The 18,193-nt window shown below is 64.3% G+C and carries 19 protein-coding genes; 8 read left to right on the forward strand and 11 right to left on the reverse strand.

The features are described 5' to 3' along the window. Window positions 1–27: 27 nt before the first annotated feature. Both greB and PG883_RS11140 read left to right on the forward strand, forming a co-directional pair. Window positions 28–534, forward strand: a complete 507-nt coding sequence (gene greB, locus PG883_RS11135; protein WP_270807207.1) for a transcription elongation factor GreB — start codon at window positions 28–30, stop codon at window positions 532–534. A gap of 236 nt (window positions 535–770) precedes the next feature. Next, entirely contained in the window at window positions 771–3,077 is a 2,307-nt protein-coding gene (locus tag PG883_RS11140) for a Tex family protein (protein ID WP_270807208.1), read from the forward strand. Between the two features lie 58 nt (window positions 3,078–3,135). On the opposite strand, the gene PG883_RS11145 is transcribed toward PG883_RS11140, so the two are convergent. The 3 genes from PG883_RS11145 to bioH all read right to left on the reverse strand — a co-directional run bounded on the left by PG883_RS11145 (window position 3,136) and on the right by bioH (window position 4,969). Then, window positions 3,136–3,897: a putative metalloprotease CJM1_0395 family protein gene (locus PG883_RS11145; protein ID WP_270807209.1), complete on the reverse strand. Its 762-nt coding sequence runs from the start codon at window positions 3,895–3,897 to the stop codon at window positions 3,136–3,138. Between the two features lies 1 nt (window position 3,898). Next, window positions 3,899–4,132, reverse strand: a complete 234-nt coding sequence (locus tag PG883_RS11150; RefSeq protein WP_010672552.1) for a hypothetical protein — start codon at window positions 4,130–4,132, stop codon at window positions 3,899–3,901. Window positions 4,133–4,204: 72 nt separating this feature from the next. Beyond that, window positions 4,205–4,969, reverse strand: a complete 765-nt coding sequence (gene bioH / locus PG883_RS11155) for a pimeloyl-ACP methyl ester esterase BioH (protein ID WP_010672551.1) — start codon at window positions 4,967–4,969, stop codon at window positions 4,205–4,207. A gap of 38 nt (window positions 4,970–5,007) precedes the next feature. On the opposite strand from bioH, the gene PG883_RS11160 reads away from it, so the two are divergent. After that, window positions 5,008–5,736, forward strand: a complete 729-nt coding sequence (locus PG883_RS11160) for a ComF family protein (protein ID WP_270807210.1) — start codon at window positions 5,008–5,010, stop codon at window positions 5,734–5,736. Window positions 5,737–5,884: 148 nt separating this feature from the next. After that, a complete protein-coding gene (gene nfuA, locus PG883_RS11165; protein ID WP_010672549.1) occupies window positions 5,885–6,463 on the forward strand; it encodes a Fe-S biogenesis protein NfuA in 579 nt (192 codons plus the stop codon). Window positions 6,464–6,535: 72 nt separating this feature from the next. On the opposite strand, the gene gpsA is transcribed toward nfuA, so the two are convergent. The 3 genes from gpsA to PG883_RS11180 are packed head-to-tail and all read right to left on the reverse strand — an operon-like array spanning window position 6,536 to window position 8,492. Further along, window positions 6,536–7,540 carry an NAD(P)H-dependent glycerol-3-phosphate dehydrogenase gene (gene gpsA, locus PG883_RS11170; RefSeq protein ID WP_270807211.1) on the reverse strand — a complete coding sequence of 335 codons (1,005 nt, stop codon included), beginning with the start codon at window positions 7,538–7,540 and terminating at the stop codon, window positions 6,536–6,538. Between the two features lie 2 nt (window positions 7,541–7,542). After that, on the reverse strand, window positions 7,543–8,013 hold the full coding sequence (gene secB / locus PG883_RS11175; protein WP_010672547.1) for a protein-export chaperone SecB: 471 nt from the start codon (window positions 8,011–8,013) through the stop codon (window positions 7,543–7,545). 47 nt (window positions 8,014–8,060) lie between these two features. Beyond that, window positions 8,061–8,492, reverse strand: coding sequence for a rhodanese-like domain-containing protein (locus PG883_RS11180; protein WP_010672546.1), 432 nt, complete (start codon window positions 8,490–8,492; stop codon window positions 8,061–8,063). Window positions 8,493–8,840: 348 nt separating this feature from the next. On the opposite strand from PG883_RS11180, the gene gpmM reads away from it, so the two are divergent. Both gpmM and PG883_RS11190 read left to right on the forward strand, forming a co-directional pair. Then, window positions 8,841–10,370: a 2,3-bisphosphoglycerate-independent phosphoglycerate mutase gene (gpmM, locus tag PG883_RS11185; RefSeq protein WP_045522397.1), complete on the forward strand. Its 1,530-nt coding sequence runs from the start codon at window positions 8,841–8,843 to the stop codon at window positions 10,368–10,370. 9 nt (window positions 10,371–10,379) lie between these two features. Beyond that, a complete protein-coding gene (locus tag PG883_RS11190) occupies window positions 10,380–11,783 on the forward strand; it encodes a peptidoglycan DD-metalloendopeptidase family protein (RefSeq protein ID WP_151028530.1) in 1,404 nt (467 codons plus the stop codon). 206 nt (window positions 11,784–11,989) lie between these two features. Here the strand turns inward: PG883_RS11190 and PG883_RS11195 are convergent, their stop codons facing one another. After that, a complete protein-coding gene (locus PG883_RS11195; protein WP_128273078.1) occupies window positions 11,990–12,640 on the reverse strand; it encodes a Qnr family pentapeptide repeat protein in 651 nt (216 codons plus the stop codon). 88 nt (window positions 12,641–12,728) lie between these two features. On the opposite strand from PG883_RS11195, the gene PG883_RS11200 reads away from it, so the two are divergent. Beyond that, on the forward strand, window positions 12,729–13,736 hold the full coding sequence (locus PG883_RS11200) for a substrate-binding domain-containing protein (RefSeq protein WP_045522401.1): 1,008 nt from the start codon (window positions 12,729–12,731) through the stop codon (window positions 13,734–13,736). Window positions 13,737–13,846: 110 nt separating this feature from the next. Further along, window positions 13,847–14,236 (forward strand): nuclear transport factor 2 family protein, encoded by a 390-nt coding sequence (locus PG883_RS11205; protein WP_041212170.1) that lies wholly within the window; start codon window positions 13,847–13,849, stop codon window positions 14,234–14,236. Between the two features lie 55 nt (window positions 14,237–14,291). On the opposite strand, the gene PG883_RS11210 is transcribed toward PG883_RS11205, so the two are convergent. From PG883_RS11210 to PG883_RS11225, 4 genes are all read right to left on the reverse strand, one after another. Then, window positions 14,292–14,984 (reverse strand): helix-turn-helix domain-containing protein, encoded by a 693-nt coding sequence (locus PG883_RS11210; protein ID WP_103858166.1) that lies wholly within the window; start codon window positions 14,982–14,984, stop codon window positions 14,292–14,294. 138 nt (window positions 14,985–15,122) lie between these two features. Beyond that, complete coding sequence (locus PG883_RS11215) at window positions 15,123–15,764, reverse strand: bifunctional 4-hydroxy-2-oxoglutarate aldolase/2-dehydro-3-deoxy-phosphogluconate aldolase (protein ID WP_041214082.1); 642 nt, start codon at window positions 15,762–15,764, stop codon at window positions 15,123–15,125. A 9-nt stretch (window positions 15,765–15,773) separates the two neighbouring features. Further along, window positions 15,774–17,570 (reverse strand): phosphogluconate dehydratase, encoded by a 1,797-nt coding sequence (gene edd / locus PG883_RS11220; RefSeq protein ID WP_042015255.1) that lies wholly within the window; start codon window positions 17,568–17,570, stop codon window positions 15,774–15,776. 69 nt (window positions 17,571–17,639) lie between these two features. Then, window positions 17,640–18,140: a gluconokinase gene (locus PG883_RS11225; protein WP_270807212.1), complete on the reverse strand. Its 501-nt coding sequence runs from the start codon at window positions 18,138–18,140 to the stop codon at window positions 17,640–17,642. Window positions 18,141–18,193 lie beyond the last annotated feature (53 nt).

An 18,193-nucleotide genomic window follows, 5' to 3' on the forward strand; every position in this document is an offset into this window, starting at 1 on the left:
TGCAATTGGCGAGGGAGTGATAACCCCATGAAAACCAAACTCATTACCCGTGAAGGCTACACCAGGCTCCGGCAGGAGCACGACATGCTCTGGCGGGAGGAGAGGCCCGATGTCACCAAAAAAGTAGCTTGGGCGGCGAGCCTGGGTGATCGCAGCGAGAATGCCGATTACCAGTACAACAAGAAACGCCTGCGGGAGATCGACCGCCGGGTTCGCTACCTGCGCAAGTGCCTGGAAGAGCTGACCATAGTCGACTACTCCCCCTCCCAGGAGGGCAAGGTCTTCTTCGGCGCCTGGGTCGAGGTGGAAAACGACGAGGGTGAGACCAAGCGCTTTCGCATCGTCGGCTATGACGAGATCTTCGAGCGCAAGGATTACATCTCCATCGACTCCCCCATGGCCCGCGCCCTGCTCAAGAAAGAGGTGGGGGACGAGGCCATAGTGCGTACGCCAGTCGGTGACGCCTGCTGGTACATCAATGAGATCAGCTATCCCAAATCAGCCAGCGCCGGCCCTGGCTGCCAAATCGGCTGACGAGACCAGGAGAGACCGAGCATGCCCACCCACCGGGTATGACAAGCATCGTTTTTGCCGGGGTGGCATCCCGCTGCCCGACCCCATATAGTGCTCACACCCGGCGCCTTGCGGCGCCAACCGGCCTGCGCGGCAGTGGCCTGGCAGGTATCTAAAGTATCGCCAGGACAGACCCCCTGTTCGGCGACATAGCCCCACGCTGGCCAGTTAGACAGGACCCGACCAAGAGACCCTCGATGCAAAGCCACGTAATAGAACATCAGATCGCCGGTGAGCTGAATGCCCGCCCGGAACAGGTGCAGGCAGCCGTTCGCCTGCTGGACGAAGGCGCGACCGTTCCCTTTATCGCCCGTTACCGCAAAGAGGTGACCGGCGGTCTGGACGACAGCCAGCTGCGTACCCTGGAGAGCCGCCTCGGCTACCTGCGCGAACTGGCGGATCGCCGCCAGGTGATCCTGCGCTCCATTGAAGAGCAGGGCAAACTGACCCCCGAGCTGGCCCGCGAGCTGAACGATGCCGACAGCAAGACCCGGCTGGAAGACCTCTACCTCCCCTACAAGCCCAAGCGCCGTACCAAGGGGCAGATGGCCATCGAAGCGGGGTTGGAGCCACTGGCCGACCTGCTGCTGAGCGACCCGCTGAAAGATCCCGAGCAGGAGGCGGTTCGCTTCCTCAATGCCGAGCAGGGGATCACCGACGGCAAGGCCGCCCTCGACGGTGCCCGCTATATCCTGATGGAGCGCTTCGCCGAGCAGGCCGACCTGCTGGAGAAGCTGCGGGACTACCTGTGGCACAACGCCACCCTGCGCGCTCGCGTGGTGGCCGGCAAGGAGCAGGAAGGGGCCAAGTTCAAGGATTACTTCGAACATGACGAACCTCTGCACAAGGCCCCCTCCCACCGGGTGCTGGCCATGCTGCGCGGTCGCAACGAGGGGATCCTCAACCTGGCGCTGGTCGCTGGTGACGATGAGGGCGCCAGCCCCTGCGAAGGGATCATTGCCCATCACCTCAAGCTCAACCTGCAAAATCGCCCGGCCGACAAGTGGCTGCAAGGGGTGGTGAGCTGGACCTGGAAGATCAAGCTCTCCCTGCAGATGGAAACCGAGCTGATCGGCCGTATCCGCGAGTCAGCGGAGGAGGAGGCGATCAAGGTGTTCGCCATGAACCTCAAGGATCTGCTGATGGCGGCACCGGCCGGCATGCGCTGCACCATGGGGCTGGATCCCGGCATCCGCACCGGGGTCAAGGTGGCGGTGGTGGATGCCACCGGCAAGCTGGTCGATCACGCGACCATCTATCCGTTCGAACCCAAACGCCAGGTTGACCAGAGTCTCAAGACCCTGAGCGAGCTGTGCCAGAAGCACAAGGTCGAGCTCATCAGCATCGGCAACGGCACCGCATCCCGGGAAACCGACCGCCTGGTGAGCGATCTGTTCGAGCGCTACCCGGCCGCCAAGGCGCAGAAAATCGTGGTCAGTGAAGCGGGGGCATCGGTCTACTCCGCCTCCGAGCTCGCCTCCCAGGAATTCCCGGATCTCGACGTCTCCATTCGCGGCGCCGTCTCCATCGCCCGCCGGCTGCAGGATCCCCTGGCAGAGCTGGTCAAGATCGACCCCAAGAGCATAGGTGTCGGTCAGTACCAGCACGATGTCGGCCAGAGCCAGCTGGCCCGCCGCCTCGACGCGGTGGTCGAGGATTGCGTGAACGCGGTGGGGGTGGATGTGAATACCGCCTCGGTCGCCCTGCTCAACCGGGTTTCCGGCCTCTCCCAGACCCTGGCCCAGAACATCGTCGCCTACCGGGACGAACACGGCGCCTTCCAGCATCGCCAACAGTTGCTGAAAGTAGGCCGACTCGGGCCCAAGGCATTCGAGCAATGCGCCGGCTTCCTGCGCATTCGGGGCGGCAGCAACCCGCTGGACGGCTCGGCGGTGCACCCGGAATCCTACCCTGTGGTGGAGCGGATCCTCGCCAAGCTGGAGCAGACCGTGGGCAGCCTGCTCGGCAACAGCAGCCTGCTGCGCACCCTCAAGCCCACCGACTACACCGACGAGCAGTTCGGGGTGCCTACCGTCACCGACATCATCGGCGAGCTGGACAAGCCCGGCCGCGACCCGCGTCCCGAGTTCAAGACCGCCACCTTCAAGGAAGGGGTGGAGAAAATCAGCGATCTGGTGCCCGAGATGGTGCTGGAGGGTGTGGTCACCAACGTCACCAACTTCGGCGCCTTCGTCGACATCGGTGTCCATCAGGACGGGCTGGTGCATATCTCCTCCCTCACCGATCGCTTCGTCAAGGATCCCCGCGAGGTGGTCAAGGCGGGCGACATAGTGCGGGTCAAGGTGCTGGAAGTGGACGTGCCGCGCAAACGCATCAGTCTGACCATGCGTCTGGATGAAAAAGCCGGCCAGCCTGCACGCAAACCGGCCGAGCCGCGTCACACCGGCAACGCCCGACCGAAACAGGCGCCCCGTCAGAGCGCTCCGACCGAGGGTGCCATGGGCAACGCCTTCGCGGCTGCCCTGTCGAAACTGAAGAAATAAGTCCCCAGAATGCAAAAAAGCCCCGAAAGGGGCTTTTTCATGCCTGCACGGAGCGGGATCAAACGTCCTGACTCAGGCTATGGGGGGAGGCTGGCCTCACCGCTTGCTGATAGTGCCTGGCAATCACCTGGTTTCGATTGTCCATATAAGCACCGAGCGGGCCTGTGGTTTCCTGCCTGAGGGTCATCAGATCCTTGCGGGCCTGTGCCTCCTTGCCAGAGGCGGCACGGGCCACACTCATGTCTTGTGACGATGGTTCATCGGGAGCCAGTGCAGCGGCACGCACCTGCTGCATCTTGGCGATGGTCGCGGCGGGATCCCCGGGAATGGTCCCCATGTCGATGACCACCTCCCCCCCGGTGGCATAACGCTTGCCATCCGGCCCACGGGAAAACTGGTAGGTAGGGCTCCCCGCATGCTCACCGCCGACCGCCTGGTGTGCCTGCTCGTGCTTGCGCACCTCGAGATCCCGCTCGACCAGCGCAGCCACCTGACGCTGCTGCTTCTGCTGCTCCTGCTGTTCGCCATCCTGGCGTTGTCGACGCTCCCCCTCCTCCCCCGTTGCCTCGACAAAACGGTGCGCCACCATCACGGGGCCGGTCTGGCCGTTCTCTTTCGTGGACGAGGATGGGGTGGCGGGATTGGCCTGGGCGGCCCGGGATCTCTCTTTCTGGGAACCGACGCCGGACTCGGCGTTGGACGCCTCGCTCTGGCGGCTGGGGGGCACCAGTTCTGCGCGGCGGTTGTCAGTCTGTGCCGATTCCGTCTGCGGCTGCAGTTGATTCGGAATGATGGTCGGCAGACTGACGTTGATGTTCATGTCACACCCGGATATCGATCAGGGTGCCCAGCATGTCGCTGGCCGTCTGGATCACCTTGGCGGATGCCCCGGCATGCAGCTCGGCCACCTTGAGATTCACCAGTTCATCCGGCAACTGCACCTGATCACCCGCTGGCGTATTGAGACGGGCGATCTGGCTGGACGCCTGGCCCGCCAACTGCTCGGCCCGTTGGAACCCCTGCACGCCCGCCGTCATGGCTGATTCGATACGCATTGGCACACTCCTCTGTAGGGTTGGCCAATTATCCACCAACCTGACGAGTTATTGAAGCCTGCCGCTCAAATCTCAGTCAATGAACCGCCGCAGGAGGGTGATGAACTGCTCTGGATGGGAGATGAAGGGAGCATGGGATGCCTTCTCCAGCACCAGACTGTGGCTGGCAGGGTAGCGCGCATCCAGCAAGGGAATGGCGGCCTTCGGCACCAGGGTATCCAGCCTGCCGTAAAGACGCAGCCAGGGCAGATCCAGGCCGATCAGTTCATCCCGCAGATCGACCTCGGCCAGCAGGCCCAGACCCGCCTCCAGGGCCGCAAGCCGGGGAGCGGGTCGCTCCGCCAGCCAGTGACGCAACTGGCGAATGTCGTTTCTGGCGTGCTCGCTGCCCATGGCCTGGATCGCGAGGAAGCGCTCTATGGTCTGCATGAAGTCGCCGGCCAGCATCTGGTTGAACCCCGCCAGCACCTTGGGGGCAATCCCGGGCCACTCGTCGCGGGCCATGAAGCAGGGAGAACTGGCTACGGTAATAAGAGAGTGAAGGCGTTCAGGCATGGTCAGCGCCAACTGACTCGCCACCAGACCACCGAGGGACCAGCCGAGCAGATGGCATTTTTCAGGCAATATGGCCGCCACCTGCTCTGCCAGCCAGGGCAGGGTGTAGTCTGTCCCTGCTTGCAGGGGGCTGTTGCCAAAGCCGGGCAGGTCCACCAGATGCAGCCGATAGTGGGCAGCCAGTTCTTGGGCAATACCGTGCCAGACGGCCCCGTTCATGCCCCAGCCATGCAACAACACCAGGTCCGGGCCCTGGCCAAACCGCTCAACCGATACGCTCATCTAGACTCAAGATCCCTGTTTATCTGCTTGGAGCCTGCATGTTAAAGCGGCTGCTCGCCAAAGCAAGTCCGATCCTTGGCACCCAGTCCGACTGGCTCGGTCTGTGCCTGCTCTGTCGCCAACCCTGTGACGAGACGCCCTTGTTGTGCTCCTGGTGCCGCCACGCCCAGCGCCAACACGACAGACGATGCCTGATGTGTGCAGCACCGCTGCCGGAGCAACATCGCGAGAGCGAACTGCTGTGCGGACGCTGCCAGCGCAGACCCGCCCCCTGGGAGCGTTTGCAGGTGATCGGTGATTATCAGGCACCTTATGCCCAACTCATCTCCCGGCTGAAGTATTCCGGTCAGATCCTGCTCGCGCCGCTGCTTGCCCGCCTGCTGGCAGACCATCTGGACCTATCCAACCCACCGCAGGTCATCATTCCGGTTCCCCTGCACTGGTGGCGCCAGTGGTGGCGCGGCTTCAATCAGGCAGAAGAAATCGGCCATGCCCTGAGCGCACTCACCGGCATTCCTTGCGACCCCCGCGTACTGCGCCGGACAAGGTCGACCCCGCAACAGACCCGGCTCAGTGCCGGCCAGCGGCGACGCAATCTGCGTGGCGCCTTCGAAATGGCACCTCACCACTACCGGCATGTGGCACTGCTTGATGATGTGGTCACCACGGGCGCCACCGCAGGTCAGCTCACCCGGTTGCTTCATGAGCACGGCGTCACCACGGTAGAGGTGTGGGCCATCTGCCGTACCCTCCGACACCTGAAATAACCGGGCAGGGATCCGGCCCGGGAGTCCGCTGGCGGCATGATTCCGATACGCCCGGGCTCACAGGCTCGCCATCGGCACGCTACCCAAGCCCCGCCAAGCGAGTTATCATGAATACCCTAGTCGTACACTCAGGTTTATGAGGATAGTGATGATCAGCATTTCCGACACCGCCCAGGCCCACTTCCGCAAGTTGCTGGAGAAGCAGCCTGATGGCACCAACATCCGGGTGTTTGTGGTCAATCCGGGAACCCAGAATGCCGAGTGCGGCGTATCCTATTGCCCACCCGACGCGGTCGATCCGGAAGATCAGCACCTGCCGTTCAGCGGCTTCGACTGCCTGGTCGATCCCCTGAGCGCCCCCTTCCTGGTGGATGCCACCATCGATTTCGTCACCGATCAGATGGGCTCCCAGCTCACCCTGAAAGCCCCCAACGCCAAGATGCGCAAAGTGGCCGATGACGCCCCGCTGATCGACCGTATCGAATACGTGCTGATGTCCGAGGTGAACCCCATGCTGGCCGGTCACGGCGGCAAGGTCACCCTGGTCGAGCTGACCGACGACAAACTGGCCATCCTACAGTTCGGCGGCGGTTGCAACGGTTGCTCCATGGTCGACTACACCCTGAAAGAGGGGATCGAGAAGCAGTTGCTGGAGAAATTCCCGGGCGAACTCAACGGCGTCAAGGATGCCACCGAGCACCAGCGCGGCGACCACTCCTACTACTGATTTGCCCCCTTGCGGCAAAGAAAAGGCCCCGCCAGCTGGCGGGGCCTTTTGCATTCTGCGGATGGCAGAAGATCACTCGTCCTTCTTGTCTCGCGACAGCAGGGCGATGGCCGCCTCTTTCGGATTCTTGCCTTCGTACAACACCTTGAAGATCTGTTCGCAGATGGGCATCTCGACGCCACAGCGGGCCGCCAGCAGATGCACCTCCTTGGTGTTGCGATAGCCTTCCACCACCTGGCCTATCTCGGCCATGGCGGTGTCAACCGACTTGCCCGCTCCCAGCGCCAGACCGAAACGGCGGTTGCGCGACTGGTTGTCGGTACAGGTCAGCACCAGATCCCCTAGCCCCGCCATCCCCATGAAGGTCTTGACGTCGGCCCCGAGGGCGGCACCCAGACGCTGCATCTCCACCAGGCCCCGAGTGATGAGCGCAGTTCTGGCGTTGGCGCCAAAGCCGAGTCCGTCAGAGAGACCGGCACCGATGGCGATGACGTTCTTGACCGCCCCGCCCAGCTGCAGACCGATGAAGTCCGGATTGGTATAGACCCGGAACGAGCGGCCGCAGTGCAGCAGGTGGGAGAGATCGTCGGCAAAGTCGTCGTGAGTCGAGGCCACCGAGATGGCGGTCGGCAGACCGGCGGCCAGCTCGCGGGCGAAGGTCGGGCCCGAGATGACCGCCAGTGGAATGGCATCCCCCAGCACCTCCCGCGCCACCTCTTGCAGCAGACGGCCGCTGTCCGGCTCCAGCCCCTTGGTCGCCCAGGCGATCCGGGTATCCGGGCGCAGGAAGGGTTTGACCCGGGCCAGTACCTGGCCGAACACATGACTCGGCACCACCAGCAGCAGCACGGGAGCGGCTTGCACCGCCGCCTGCAGATCCGACGTCAGTTGCAGATCGGCCGGGAAGGGGACATCCGGCAAGAATGCCTTGTTGCAGCGATCCTGTTCCAGCTCGGCGACATGGGCAGGGTCGTGACCCCACAGCAGGGTCGGATGACCATTGCGCGCCAGAGAAATGGCAAGGGCGGAGCCATAAGACCCCGCCCCCAGGACCGAGATTGCGATCTGGTCGGCCATTATCAGGCTTCCGCAGTCGCCTGCTGGGCCTGTACCTGCGCCATGTGTTGGGCGAACAGGGCGTCGAAGTTGACCGGTGCCAGGTTCAGCTGCGGGAAGGAACCCTTGCTCACCAGGTTGGACACCGCTTCGCGGGCATACGGGAACAGGATGTTCGGGCAGAAGGCCGCCAGGCAGTGGGCCAGTTGCGGCTCAGGCAGGTTGCCGATGGTGAAGATGCCGGCTTGCTGCACTTCGCACAGGAAGGCGGTCTCGGTTTCCAGCTTGCAGGTGACAGTCAGGGTCAGCACCACTTCATAGACGCTGTCGGCCAGGACATTGGTCTTGGTGTCCATGTCCAGCTTGACGTCCGGCTGCCACTCTTTCTGGAAGATGTGCGGAGTATTCGGGGCTTCGAAGGAAACATCCTTGGTGTAGACACGCTGGATGTGGAATTCCGGTTGCACTTCCTGGTTGTTGATTTCGTCAGCCATTTCGTTTGATTCCTTTTTAAGATAATGAGTGGGCGCAGGCCCTTAAATCAGCGTTTTTTGGTCACCGGCAGATTGTCTGCACGCCATTGGGCCATGCCACCGCTGAGCACATACACCTGCTTGAAACCGGCCTTGCTCAGTTGGCGACCCGCGCCACCAGCGGTCATCCCCGACTCGCACACCACTATGATGGGGGCATCCTTGTGCTTTTCAACCGGACCCAGATTATTCGCCTGGATCTGGGCGAGCGGCAGGTGATGGGCCCCGGCCAGATGACCCTTGGCAAATTCATCCTGACTGCGAATGTCCACGACGGTGGCATTTTCACGGTTGATAAGCAGGGTAGCGGCGTGGTTGTTGACCGCCTTCACCGGAGAAAAACGAGCACGCACAGTGGTATACACCAGGGTGCCTGCCAGGCCCAACCAGGCTGCGGTCAGCAGCGGATTGCGGGCCGCGAAATCCAAATACTCTTGCATCTTCTACTATCCAGGGACCAAGACAAGGGCCCGAGTATACATGGGGCCCTGCATAAGATCAGCCATCTTGGCGGCAAAGCGAGAGCAAGCTCCCATCAGGGATGGCTGCCGATTCTTCCTCCTCCAACCGGGCCGAACGAGAGGATGCTCCATGCCGAAAAGAGGGGGGAAACAGAGGAAAACCCGCCGCGGCAGACAAGCCGGCAACATGCCTAAAACAGCGGGATAACAGTTAAAAAGCGAGGCTGGAGAGGGACTTGGCTATCAGGTGACTATTTCGGCAGATGTAGTAATATTACGCTAGTTTCACTTCCCGCAATTCATTCCTATCCGAGAGGACATAGCCTTATGTCAACAGCTAAGAAACCGCTGGTTCTGGTCATCATGGACGGTTGGGGCTACAGCACCAAGCAAGAGTACAACGCCGTTGCTGCCGCCAAGACCCCCAACCTGGATCGCCTGGCCCGTGACTACACCAGCACCCTGATCTCCGGCTCCGGCCTGGACGTGGGTCTGCCGGACGGCCAGATGGGCAACTCCGAAGTGGGCCACACCAACATCGGTGCCGGTCGCGTCGTCTATCAGGAGCTGACCCGCATCTCCAAGGACATCCAGGACGGCGACTTCTTCCAGAACGTCGAGCTGGCCAAGGCTGTCGACGCTGCCGTGACCAAGGGCAAGGCCGTGCACATCATGGGTCTGATGTCCCCGGGTGGCGTACACAGCCACGAAGAGCACATCATGGGCATGATCGAGATGGCCGCCAAGCGTGGCGCCGAGCAGATCTACTTCCACGCCTTCCTGGATGGCCGCGACGTCCCGCCGCGCAGTGCCCAGTCCTCCATCGAGCTGTTCGACGCCCTGTTTGCCCGACTGGGCAAGGGCCGTTTCGCCTCCATGATCGGTCGTTACTACGCCATGGACCGCGACAACCGCTGGGATCGCGTGCAGCAGGCCTATGACCTGATGACCCAGGGCAAGGGCGAATTCACCGCTGACAACGCCACCGACGCGCTGGCCGCCGCCTATGCCCGCGACGAGAACGACGAGTTCGTCAAAGCCACCCGCATCGGCGACGCTGTACCGATGATCGACGGCGATGCGCTGATCTTCATGAACTTCCGAGCCGACCGCGCCCGCGAGATCACCCGCGCCTTCGTCGACAGCGACTTCACCGGCTTCGCCCGCACCGCCACCCCGGCCCTGCACTTCGTGATGCTGACCGAATACGCGGCCGACATCAAAACCGCCTGCGCCTATCCGCCCACCGCCCTGGTCAATACCCTGGGTGAGTGGCTGGCCAAGCAGGGCAAGACCCAGCTGCGCATCTCCGAGACCGAGAAGTACGCCCACGTCACCTTCTTCTTCAACGGTGGCGAAGAGGCCTGCTTCACTGGCGAAGATCGCGAAATCGTAGCGAGCCCGAAAGTGGCTACCTATGACCTGCAGCCGGAGATGAGCTCCGAAGAGCTGACCGACAAGCTGGTTGCGGCCATCAAGAGCGGCAAGTACGACGTCATCATCTGCAACTACCCGAACGGCGACATGGTCGGTCACACCGGCGTGTTCGATGCGGCCGTCAAAGCCTGTGAAGCGGTCGACCACTGCATCGGTCGCGTCACCGACGCCCTGGCGGAAGTGGGCGGCGAGTGCCTCATCACCGCCGACCATGGCAACGCCGAGAAGATGATGGACGAAGAGACTGGTCAGGCTCACACCGCCCACACCAATCTGCCGGTTCCCCTCATCTACTTCGGTCGTAAAGCCGAGGTTGCCGAAGGCGGCAAACTGTCCGATCTGGCCCCCACCATGCTGACCCTGATGGGTCTGCCGGTGCCGCCGGAAATGACTGGCAAGCCCCTGATGATTCTGAAATAATCCTGCCCCATGCGGGGATGCGAAATTATTTCACAGAAAACCAGTCGCGTCGGCCTGTTGGCCGGCGCGCTGTTTTTTTGCCTGATCGGCGGTACCGGCACAGCCCGGGCTGCGAACCAGCAGTTGGGGGCCATGCAGTCCCAGATCAAGGAACAGCAACAGACCCTCAAGCTCAGCAAGCAGGAGCTTGCCAAGCTCAACACCCAGCTCAAGGCTGACGAGCAGGCCATTTCGGCTGCCGCCGCCAAACTCGAGCAGACCAGACAGCAACTCCGGCAGAACCAGCAGAAGCTGGCGTCCCTGCAGCAGGACAAGCTGGCACTGGAGCAACAAGCCAAACACCAGAAGCAGTTGCTGGCCAAGCAGGCGGAAAGCGCCTTCCAGGCGGGCAACCACGATTACCTCAAACTGCTGCTCAACCAGCAGGATCCGGCCAAGCTGAGCCGCGCCCTCGACTACTTCGACTACCTCAACAAGGCCCGCATCGAGGCCATTGAAGCCCTGCGCGCCACCCGTGACAAGCTGGCCAAGAACCAGCAGGCCACCAGAGAGACCGAGAACCGCCTCCAGACCCTGCTCGGCGAGCAGCAGGAGCATCACCAGAGCCTGCTGGCCAGCCAGCAGAGCCGTGCCAAGGTGCGCAACCAGTTGCAGCAGTCGGTGCAGGCCGACGAACAGAAGCTCGACAAGCTGGTCAAGGCGGAGAAGGCGCTCAAGGCGCGGCTGGAAGAGCTGCGTCGCCAGCAGGAAGAAAAGGAACGCCGCGAACGGGCCGAGCGGGAGCGCCTCGCCAAGATCAAGGCCGAGCAGGAGCGCCAGCGCCGTCTGGAGGCCCAGCGCCTGGCAGCCGAGCAGAAGCGCATCGAGGAGCAGCAGCGGATCGCGGCCCAGCAGCGCCAGGTCGGCGAACAGCAGCGGCTGGCGGCCCAGCAGCAACGCGTCGCCGAACAGCAGGCCAAGGTGGCGCAGCAGCAAGCGGCCGCCCGCAACAGCGCCAAGGCAAGCAGCAACGGCTACGGCGGTCTGAGCACGGGTGGCAACCTGCGCTGGCCGGTGCAGGGCCCCATCCTCATCTCCTACGGCTCGCCGCGTACCGCCGAGCTGAAGTGGAAGGGCACCCTGATCGGCGCCAGTGAAGGGACCCAGGTCAAGGCGGTGGCACCGGGCCAGGTGGTCTACGCCGACTGGCTCGACGGCTTCGGCATGCTGCTGGTCATCGACCACGGCAAGGGTTACATGAGCCTCTACGGCCACAACCAGTCGCTGCTGCGCCAGGTGGGACAAAAGGTGGAGCAAGGGGAACCCGTGGCCCTGGTCGGCGACAGCGGCGGACAGGAGCGCTCCGGCCTCTACTTCGAGATCCGCTATCAGGGCGAGGCCATCAACCCGACCAAGTGGCTGGCCAGACGCTAAGCCCGCCTTGTCGGTGCCCGAGTGAAGTCCGCTACCTCATCCCCAGCCCTTCTCCCGCGAGGGGGGCAGGGAGCAAAAGACAGCAACACCGCGTCGTTTACCACTTCACCTGACAAAAAGTCTGCATCGCGCAGGCTTTTTGCTTGGCAGGGGAGGCACCACACCGCCCGCCCCGATGATGAAAACTTACCTCTTTTCCACCCCGCTCAGGGGAAGACCACCAGCCCGATCTGCTCCAGCAGCCCCTGCTGCTGATCTTCATTGATCTGCACCCCGGCGAGGTCGACCCGGCGCAGATCCAGACCGGGCAGATCGCACTGGCGCAGATCGCAGCCTTGCAGGTTGAAGCTGGTCCAGTCGATTTGCCCGAACTCGGAGCCGCTGAGATCCGAGCCAGCCAGGGAGGCGCCCAGCAGGTTGGCCCCCTGCCAGCGGTTGCCGGCAAGCTCGCACCGCTCCAGCAGGCAGCTTTCGAAGTTGGCGTAGCTGAAGTTGTTGCCGGTGAGGTGGGCCTCGCAGAAGTAGCTTTTGGCAGTGATCCGGTTGGCGAAACTGGCATGGGCGAAGTTGATCCCCATGGCCTGGCAGTCGCGCATCTCCAGCCCAAGACACTGGCTGCGGCCGAAGTCCGCCAGGGTGAGATCGCAGCGCAGGAAGCTCGCCTCCCTCAGATCGCAGCCCTGAAACAGGCAGCCCAGCTCCCGTTCCCTGTCATAGAAGCTGCAGTCGACGAAGCGGCTCTCCCCGAGATCGAGCCAGGAGAAGTGACAGCCGATGAAGCGGCACCCCTGGAACTGCTCCCCCTCCACCTCCTGCTGCTCGAAGTGGACCCCCTCGAAACACCTGCCCTTGATCATCCCCTGCCCCCTGTTGATGGCGTCATATGCTGACATTGCCGTGCAAAAACGGTAATGTTACTTGTAACATTTTTTGCCGGATCCCCAGATGAACGACACCCGCAAGCGCCGCCCTACCCTGCAGGACATTGCCGACCTGACCGGTGTCACCAAGATGACCGTCAGCCGCTACCTGCGCGACCCGTCCGCCGTGGCCGAAGGGACCCGCGAGCGCATCGCCGCCGCGGTGGAGGAGCTCGGCTACATCCCGAACCGGGCGCCGGACATGCTGTCGAACGCCACCAGCAAGGCGATCGGCATCCTGATCCCCTCCCTCTCCAACCAGGTCTTCTCGGCAGTGATCCACGGCATCGAGGCGGTGACCCGGCCCGCCGGCTACCAGACCCTGCTCGCCCACTACGGCTACAGCCCGGAGCGGGAGGAGGAGCAGATCGCCTCGCTCCTCTCCTACAACGTGGACGGGCTCATCCTCTCGGACACCCAGCACACCGAGCGCACCCGCAAGATGATCGCCACCGCCGGCATCCCGGTGGTGGAGACCATGGATCTGCCCCTCTCCCCCATCGACATGGTGGTGGGCATGGATCACCGGGCCGCCGCCCGGGCCATGGTAACAGAGATGCTGCGCCGGGGACGGCGCAAGGTGATCTACCTCGGCGCCCGGCTCGACGTGCGCACCCAGCTGCGAATGGAAGGCTACTACCAGGCGATGGCCGATTTCGGTCTGACCGGCCAGCACCTGCTGACGGAGCAATCCTCCAGCTTCACCCTGGGGGGAGAGCTGCTGGCCCAGGCCATGGCGCGCTTCCCCGATCTCGACGGCCTGTTCTGCACCAACGACGACCTGGCAGTGGGGGCCCTGCTGCAATGCCAGGCCAGGTGGATCCCGGTGCCCCAGCAGGTGGCCATCGCCGGCAGCAACGCCCTCGACATCGGCCACGCCATGACCCCCAAGCTCGCCAGTATCGTCACCCCCCGCGAGACCATAGGTCGCGAAGCCGCCATCATGCTGCTGGCCCGCCTCGGCGGCCAGCCGCTGGCGACCAGGTGCAAGGACATCGGCTTCTCCCTCTATGAGGGGGAAAGTCTCGGCTGATCCCCGTCCATCATGGCGCGTTCGACCGCCATGATGGCGTCTTCTCCCCTCTCCCCTCGCCGCCCTCTGGCCTATGCTGGCTCCTCCATCCCCCCTGTCAGGAGCAGACCATGCACCACACCGAACGATTGAAAGCCTGCCTGCAGCGCGTCATCTGCGATCCCGCCTTCCCCCTGGCGGAGCTCGACGCCTGGTTCACCCCCGACTACTGCCAGGAGGTGAACGGCGAGCGGCTCGACTACCCGGCGTTTCACCAGCACATCGCCACACTGCGCCGCCATCTGGCCGGGGCGAGCATCGAGTTTGTCGCCACCCTGGCGCAGGGGGAGCGGGTGCACTCGACCCATGTGGTACGGGCCACCCGCCAGGACGGCGGCACCCTGGTCTGCAAGGTGAGCGGCCTCTTCACCTTTCGCGGCGATCGGATCTGCCACACCGACGAGGTGACCTGTCTGCTGGCGGGCAGCAAGGAGGATGCGGATATCGGCTCGCGGTGCTGACTGCCGGCAACCCGCAGACACCGCCATGGCGGGCAGGAAGGCAGACGACGGGCCCTCAGGCCGCCGGTTCGCGCCGGGCAAGGCGCTGGAGTGCGCGGGACAAGGCACCGGGATCCTCGTAGCCGAGCCGATCGGCGATCTGGGCCAGCGTGAGCCCCCGGTGCTGCAACTGGCGCGCCCGTCCCAGCACCACCTGCTCCCGCCACTGGCGAAAGCTGCACCCCAGCTGCTGGAGGAAGAGCCGGTTGAGGGTGCGCACCGAGGCGCCGCAATCTGCCGCCAGCGCCGTCAGCGTCAGATGGATGGCGGGTGCCTGGCACACCCTGTCCAGCACCCGCAGCAGGCGCGGGTCCAGCTCACCGGTGAGGGGAATGCGCGCCGCGAGCGGGTCGGCGCGCTCCAGCTCCTGGCCAAGCACCGTCAGATAGGCCCCCTTCACCTCCTCCTCGGCCAGCTCGGGCAGGCGGGCGAAGAGGCCCGCCAGCAGCGGGCTGACCTGCAAGGGGCCGAAGGCGGTGCGGGCCGACGTCGGCACATAGAGGAGGGAGAGCCGGGAGCGGCGCAGCACGCGAAACTCGTGCTCCCACCCCGCCGGAATAAAGCAGATCTGGCCCGCCACCAGCAGTTCTCCCTCCCCTCGCCCCGTGATGATGCCGCCCCCGTCGTGCAGATAGCAGTATTGGGCATGGGGGTGGCAGTGCAGCGCGGTGAAGTGCCCTTGCGGGTAGGATGGATGCAGACAGGACATGAAGGCTCCAGGGGAGAGGGGCGGCCCCCGACCTTAAGCCAGGGCGAGGCCGGAAGCAAACGGCCCACCCCCTCCGGGGGCGGAAAAACAGCAGGCCACCCGGGGGTGGCCTGTTTAATTTTTCTAAACGATATTTGCTTAGCGTTTAACCAATTCAACCGCTTCCCGGGAGAGGCGGGTCACCTCCTCCCAGTTGCCGCTCTTGACGGCGTCTGCCGGCAGCATCCAGGAGCCGCCGACGGTGGCCACACATTTCAGCGCCAGGTAGTCGGCCACGTTTTTCGGGCCGATGCCGCCGGTGGGGCAGAATTTCACCTGGGGCAGGGGCGCCGCGATGGCGGAGAGTGCCTTGGTGCCGCCGTTCGCCTCGGCCGGGAAGAATTTGAGGTGGTCGTAGCCCGCTTCCAGCGCCTGCATCACCTCGGACGGGGTGGCCACCCCCGGGATCAGCGGTGCCGTGCTCTTGGCCGCGTGGGCCAGCAGGGCCGGGGTCATGCCCGGGGAGATGATGAAGCGGGCACCGGCAGCGACGGCGGCATCAAACTGCGCGCAGTTGAGCACGGTACCGGCACCGACCATGGCATCCGGCATCGCCTTGGCGATGAGGGCGATGGCGTCCAGCGCCACCGGGGTGCGCAGGGTGATCTCGAACACCGAGATGCCGCCGTCGAGCAGCGCCTTGGCCATCGGCAGGGCCTGCTCCAGGTCGTTGATGACCATCACGGGTACCAGGGGGGAGGCGGCAAACACCTCGGCAGGGGTCACTTTCCAGTTCTGCATAGCTCTTCCTTAGTCAAAGATGGTGGCGCCGCACTCGGCGCTCGATACCGCGCGACGCATCACGCTGAACAGTTCACGGCCCCACCCCTCTTGTTCCAGGGTGAGGTCGATCTCGGCCTGGGTACGGCCGCTCAAATCGGTCAGGCAGTCGAGGCGGCCGGACTCGGCATCCACCCGCAGCAGATCGCCATCGGCGAGCAGGCCGATGGCCCCGCCGTGCAGCGCTTCCGGGGTGACGTGGATGGCGGCCGGGATCTTGCCGGAGGCGCCGGAGAGGCGGCCGTCGGTGACCAGGGCCACCTTGTGACCCGCCTTCTGCAGGTTGCCAAGCACCGGCATCAGCTTGTGCAGCTCCGGCATGCCGTTGGCGGCCGGGCCGTTGTGGCGCACCACGATGACGGCGTCCTGGTTCAACTCACCGGCCTTGTAGGCCGCCTCCACCGCATGCTGGGAGGAGAAGACCCGGGCCGGGGCCTCGATGACCCGATACTCGGGCGCGACGGCGGAAACCTTGACCACGGCGCGGCCCAGGTTGCCCGCCAGCAGCTTGGTGCCGCCGGTGGCCTGGAACTCGCTGCCAGAGGGAGAGAGCACGCTCGGATCCGCGCTCTCGCCCACCGGTTGCCACACCAGCTTGCCATCCACCAGTGCCGGACGGCTGAGGTAGTCCTGCATCTCGCCGAAGACCGGGGTGGCATCCAGGTGGATCAGCCCCTCTTCGGCCAGACGACGCATCAGGCCGGGCACGCCCCCCGCCTGTTCGAAGGCGTTGACGTCCGCCGGGCCGTTCGGGTACATGCGCACCAGGAGCGGCACCACGTCGGAGAGATCGCTCAGGTCGTCCCAGGTCAGCTCCAGGCCGGCGGCGCGGGCCAGCGCCACCATGTGGATGCTGTGGTTGGTGCTGCCGCCGGAGGCGAGCAGGGCCACCAGGCCGTTGACCAGGGCGCGCTCGTCGATCACCGCACTCAGGGGGCGATAGGCCGGGGAGCCCGGGATCATGGCGCTGATGCGGCGGGCCGCTTCCTCGGTGAGGGCGTGGCGCAGCTCGCTGTGCGGATGCACGAAGGCGGAGCCCGGCAGCATCAGGCCCATGGCTTCGAACACCAGCTGGTTGGTGTTGGCGGTGCCGTAGAAGGTGCAGGTGCCTGCCGCGTGGTAGGCGCCGCACTCCATCTTGAGCAGGGCGTCACGGCCCACTTCACCGGCAGCGTACTGCTGGCGCACCTTCACCTTCTCGTCGTTGCTGATGCCGCTCGCCATGGGGCCGGCAGGCACGAAGGCGGTGGGCAGGTGGGCGTGGGAAAGCGCCCCCATGATCTGGCCCGGGGCAATCTTGTCGCAGATACCGAGCAGCAAGGTGGCGTCGAAGGTGTTGTGGGAGAGGGAGACCGCGGTGGCCTGGGCGATGAGATCCCGGGAGAAGAGGGACATGTCCATCCCCGGCTGACCCTGGGTCACGCCGTCGCACATGGCGGGCACGCCGCCGGCGACCTGGGCGCTGTGGCCGAGCTCCGCCAGGGCGCCCTTGATGATGTCCGGGTAGCCCTGATAGGGCTGATGGGCACTCAGCATGTCGTTGTAGGCGGTGACGATGGCCACGTTGGCGCGGGTCATGTCGAGGATCCGCCCCTTCTCGTCACAGCTCGAGGCGGCCACGGCGTGGGCCAGGTTGCCACAGGAGAGGGAGGCGCGGGTCTTGCCCTGATCGGCCTGGCGCTGGATGCGGGCCAGGAAGCGGGCACGGCGGGCGGTGCTGCGCTCGCGGATGCGGTTGGTCACCTGGGTGATCACGGGATGGGTCATAGCTTTCTCTCCAACTCTATATACGGGCGCGGTCGGCTGCAGCCGGGCGCGCGACATGGCTCATTGCGCCTACGTCAGCGCGGTGACGGCACGGTCGACCACCTGTTCGAAGGTCCCGTCGATATCGATGCGAAACACGCCGGGCTCGCCATCCGGTCGCTCCAGGGTATCAAACTGGCTTTGTACCATGGCTTCGCGCATGAAGTGGCCCTGCCGTGCCCGCATCCGTTCGAGAATGAGGGACTGGCTGCCGTCCAGAAACAGGAAACTCACCGAGTCGTTGCCCTCGCGGATCTGGTCGCGGTACTGCTTCTTGAGGGCCGAGCAGACGATGACGCCGAGCTCGTTCTTGCGCTCCAGGCTGTAGGCCGCATCGCGGATCCGCTCCAGCCAGGGGGCCCTGTCTTCGTCGTTGAGCGGGTTGCCCGCCGCCATCTTCTGGATGTTCGCGCGAGGGTGCAGATCATCGCCGTCGATGAACTTGGCCCCCAGAGCATTGGCCACCTTGAGGCCGATGCTGGACTTGCCGCTGCCACACACACCCATCACGATAATGCACTTGCCCGCCATTATTTGACCTCTCTCTCACTTTTCAAAAAACGTTCGCCTGATGGGTTCTAAGC

It is taken from the genome of Aeromonas sp. QDB25 (assembly GCF_027707725.1).
In the GTDB taxonomy this organism is placed as follows: Bacteria; Pseudomonadota; Gammaproteobacteria; order Enterobacterales; family Aeromonadaceae; genus Aeromonas; species Aeromonas caviae.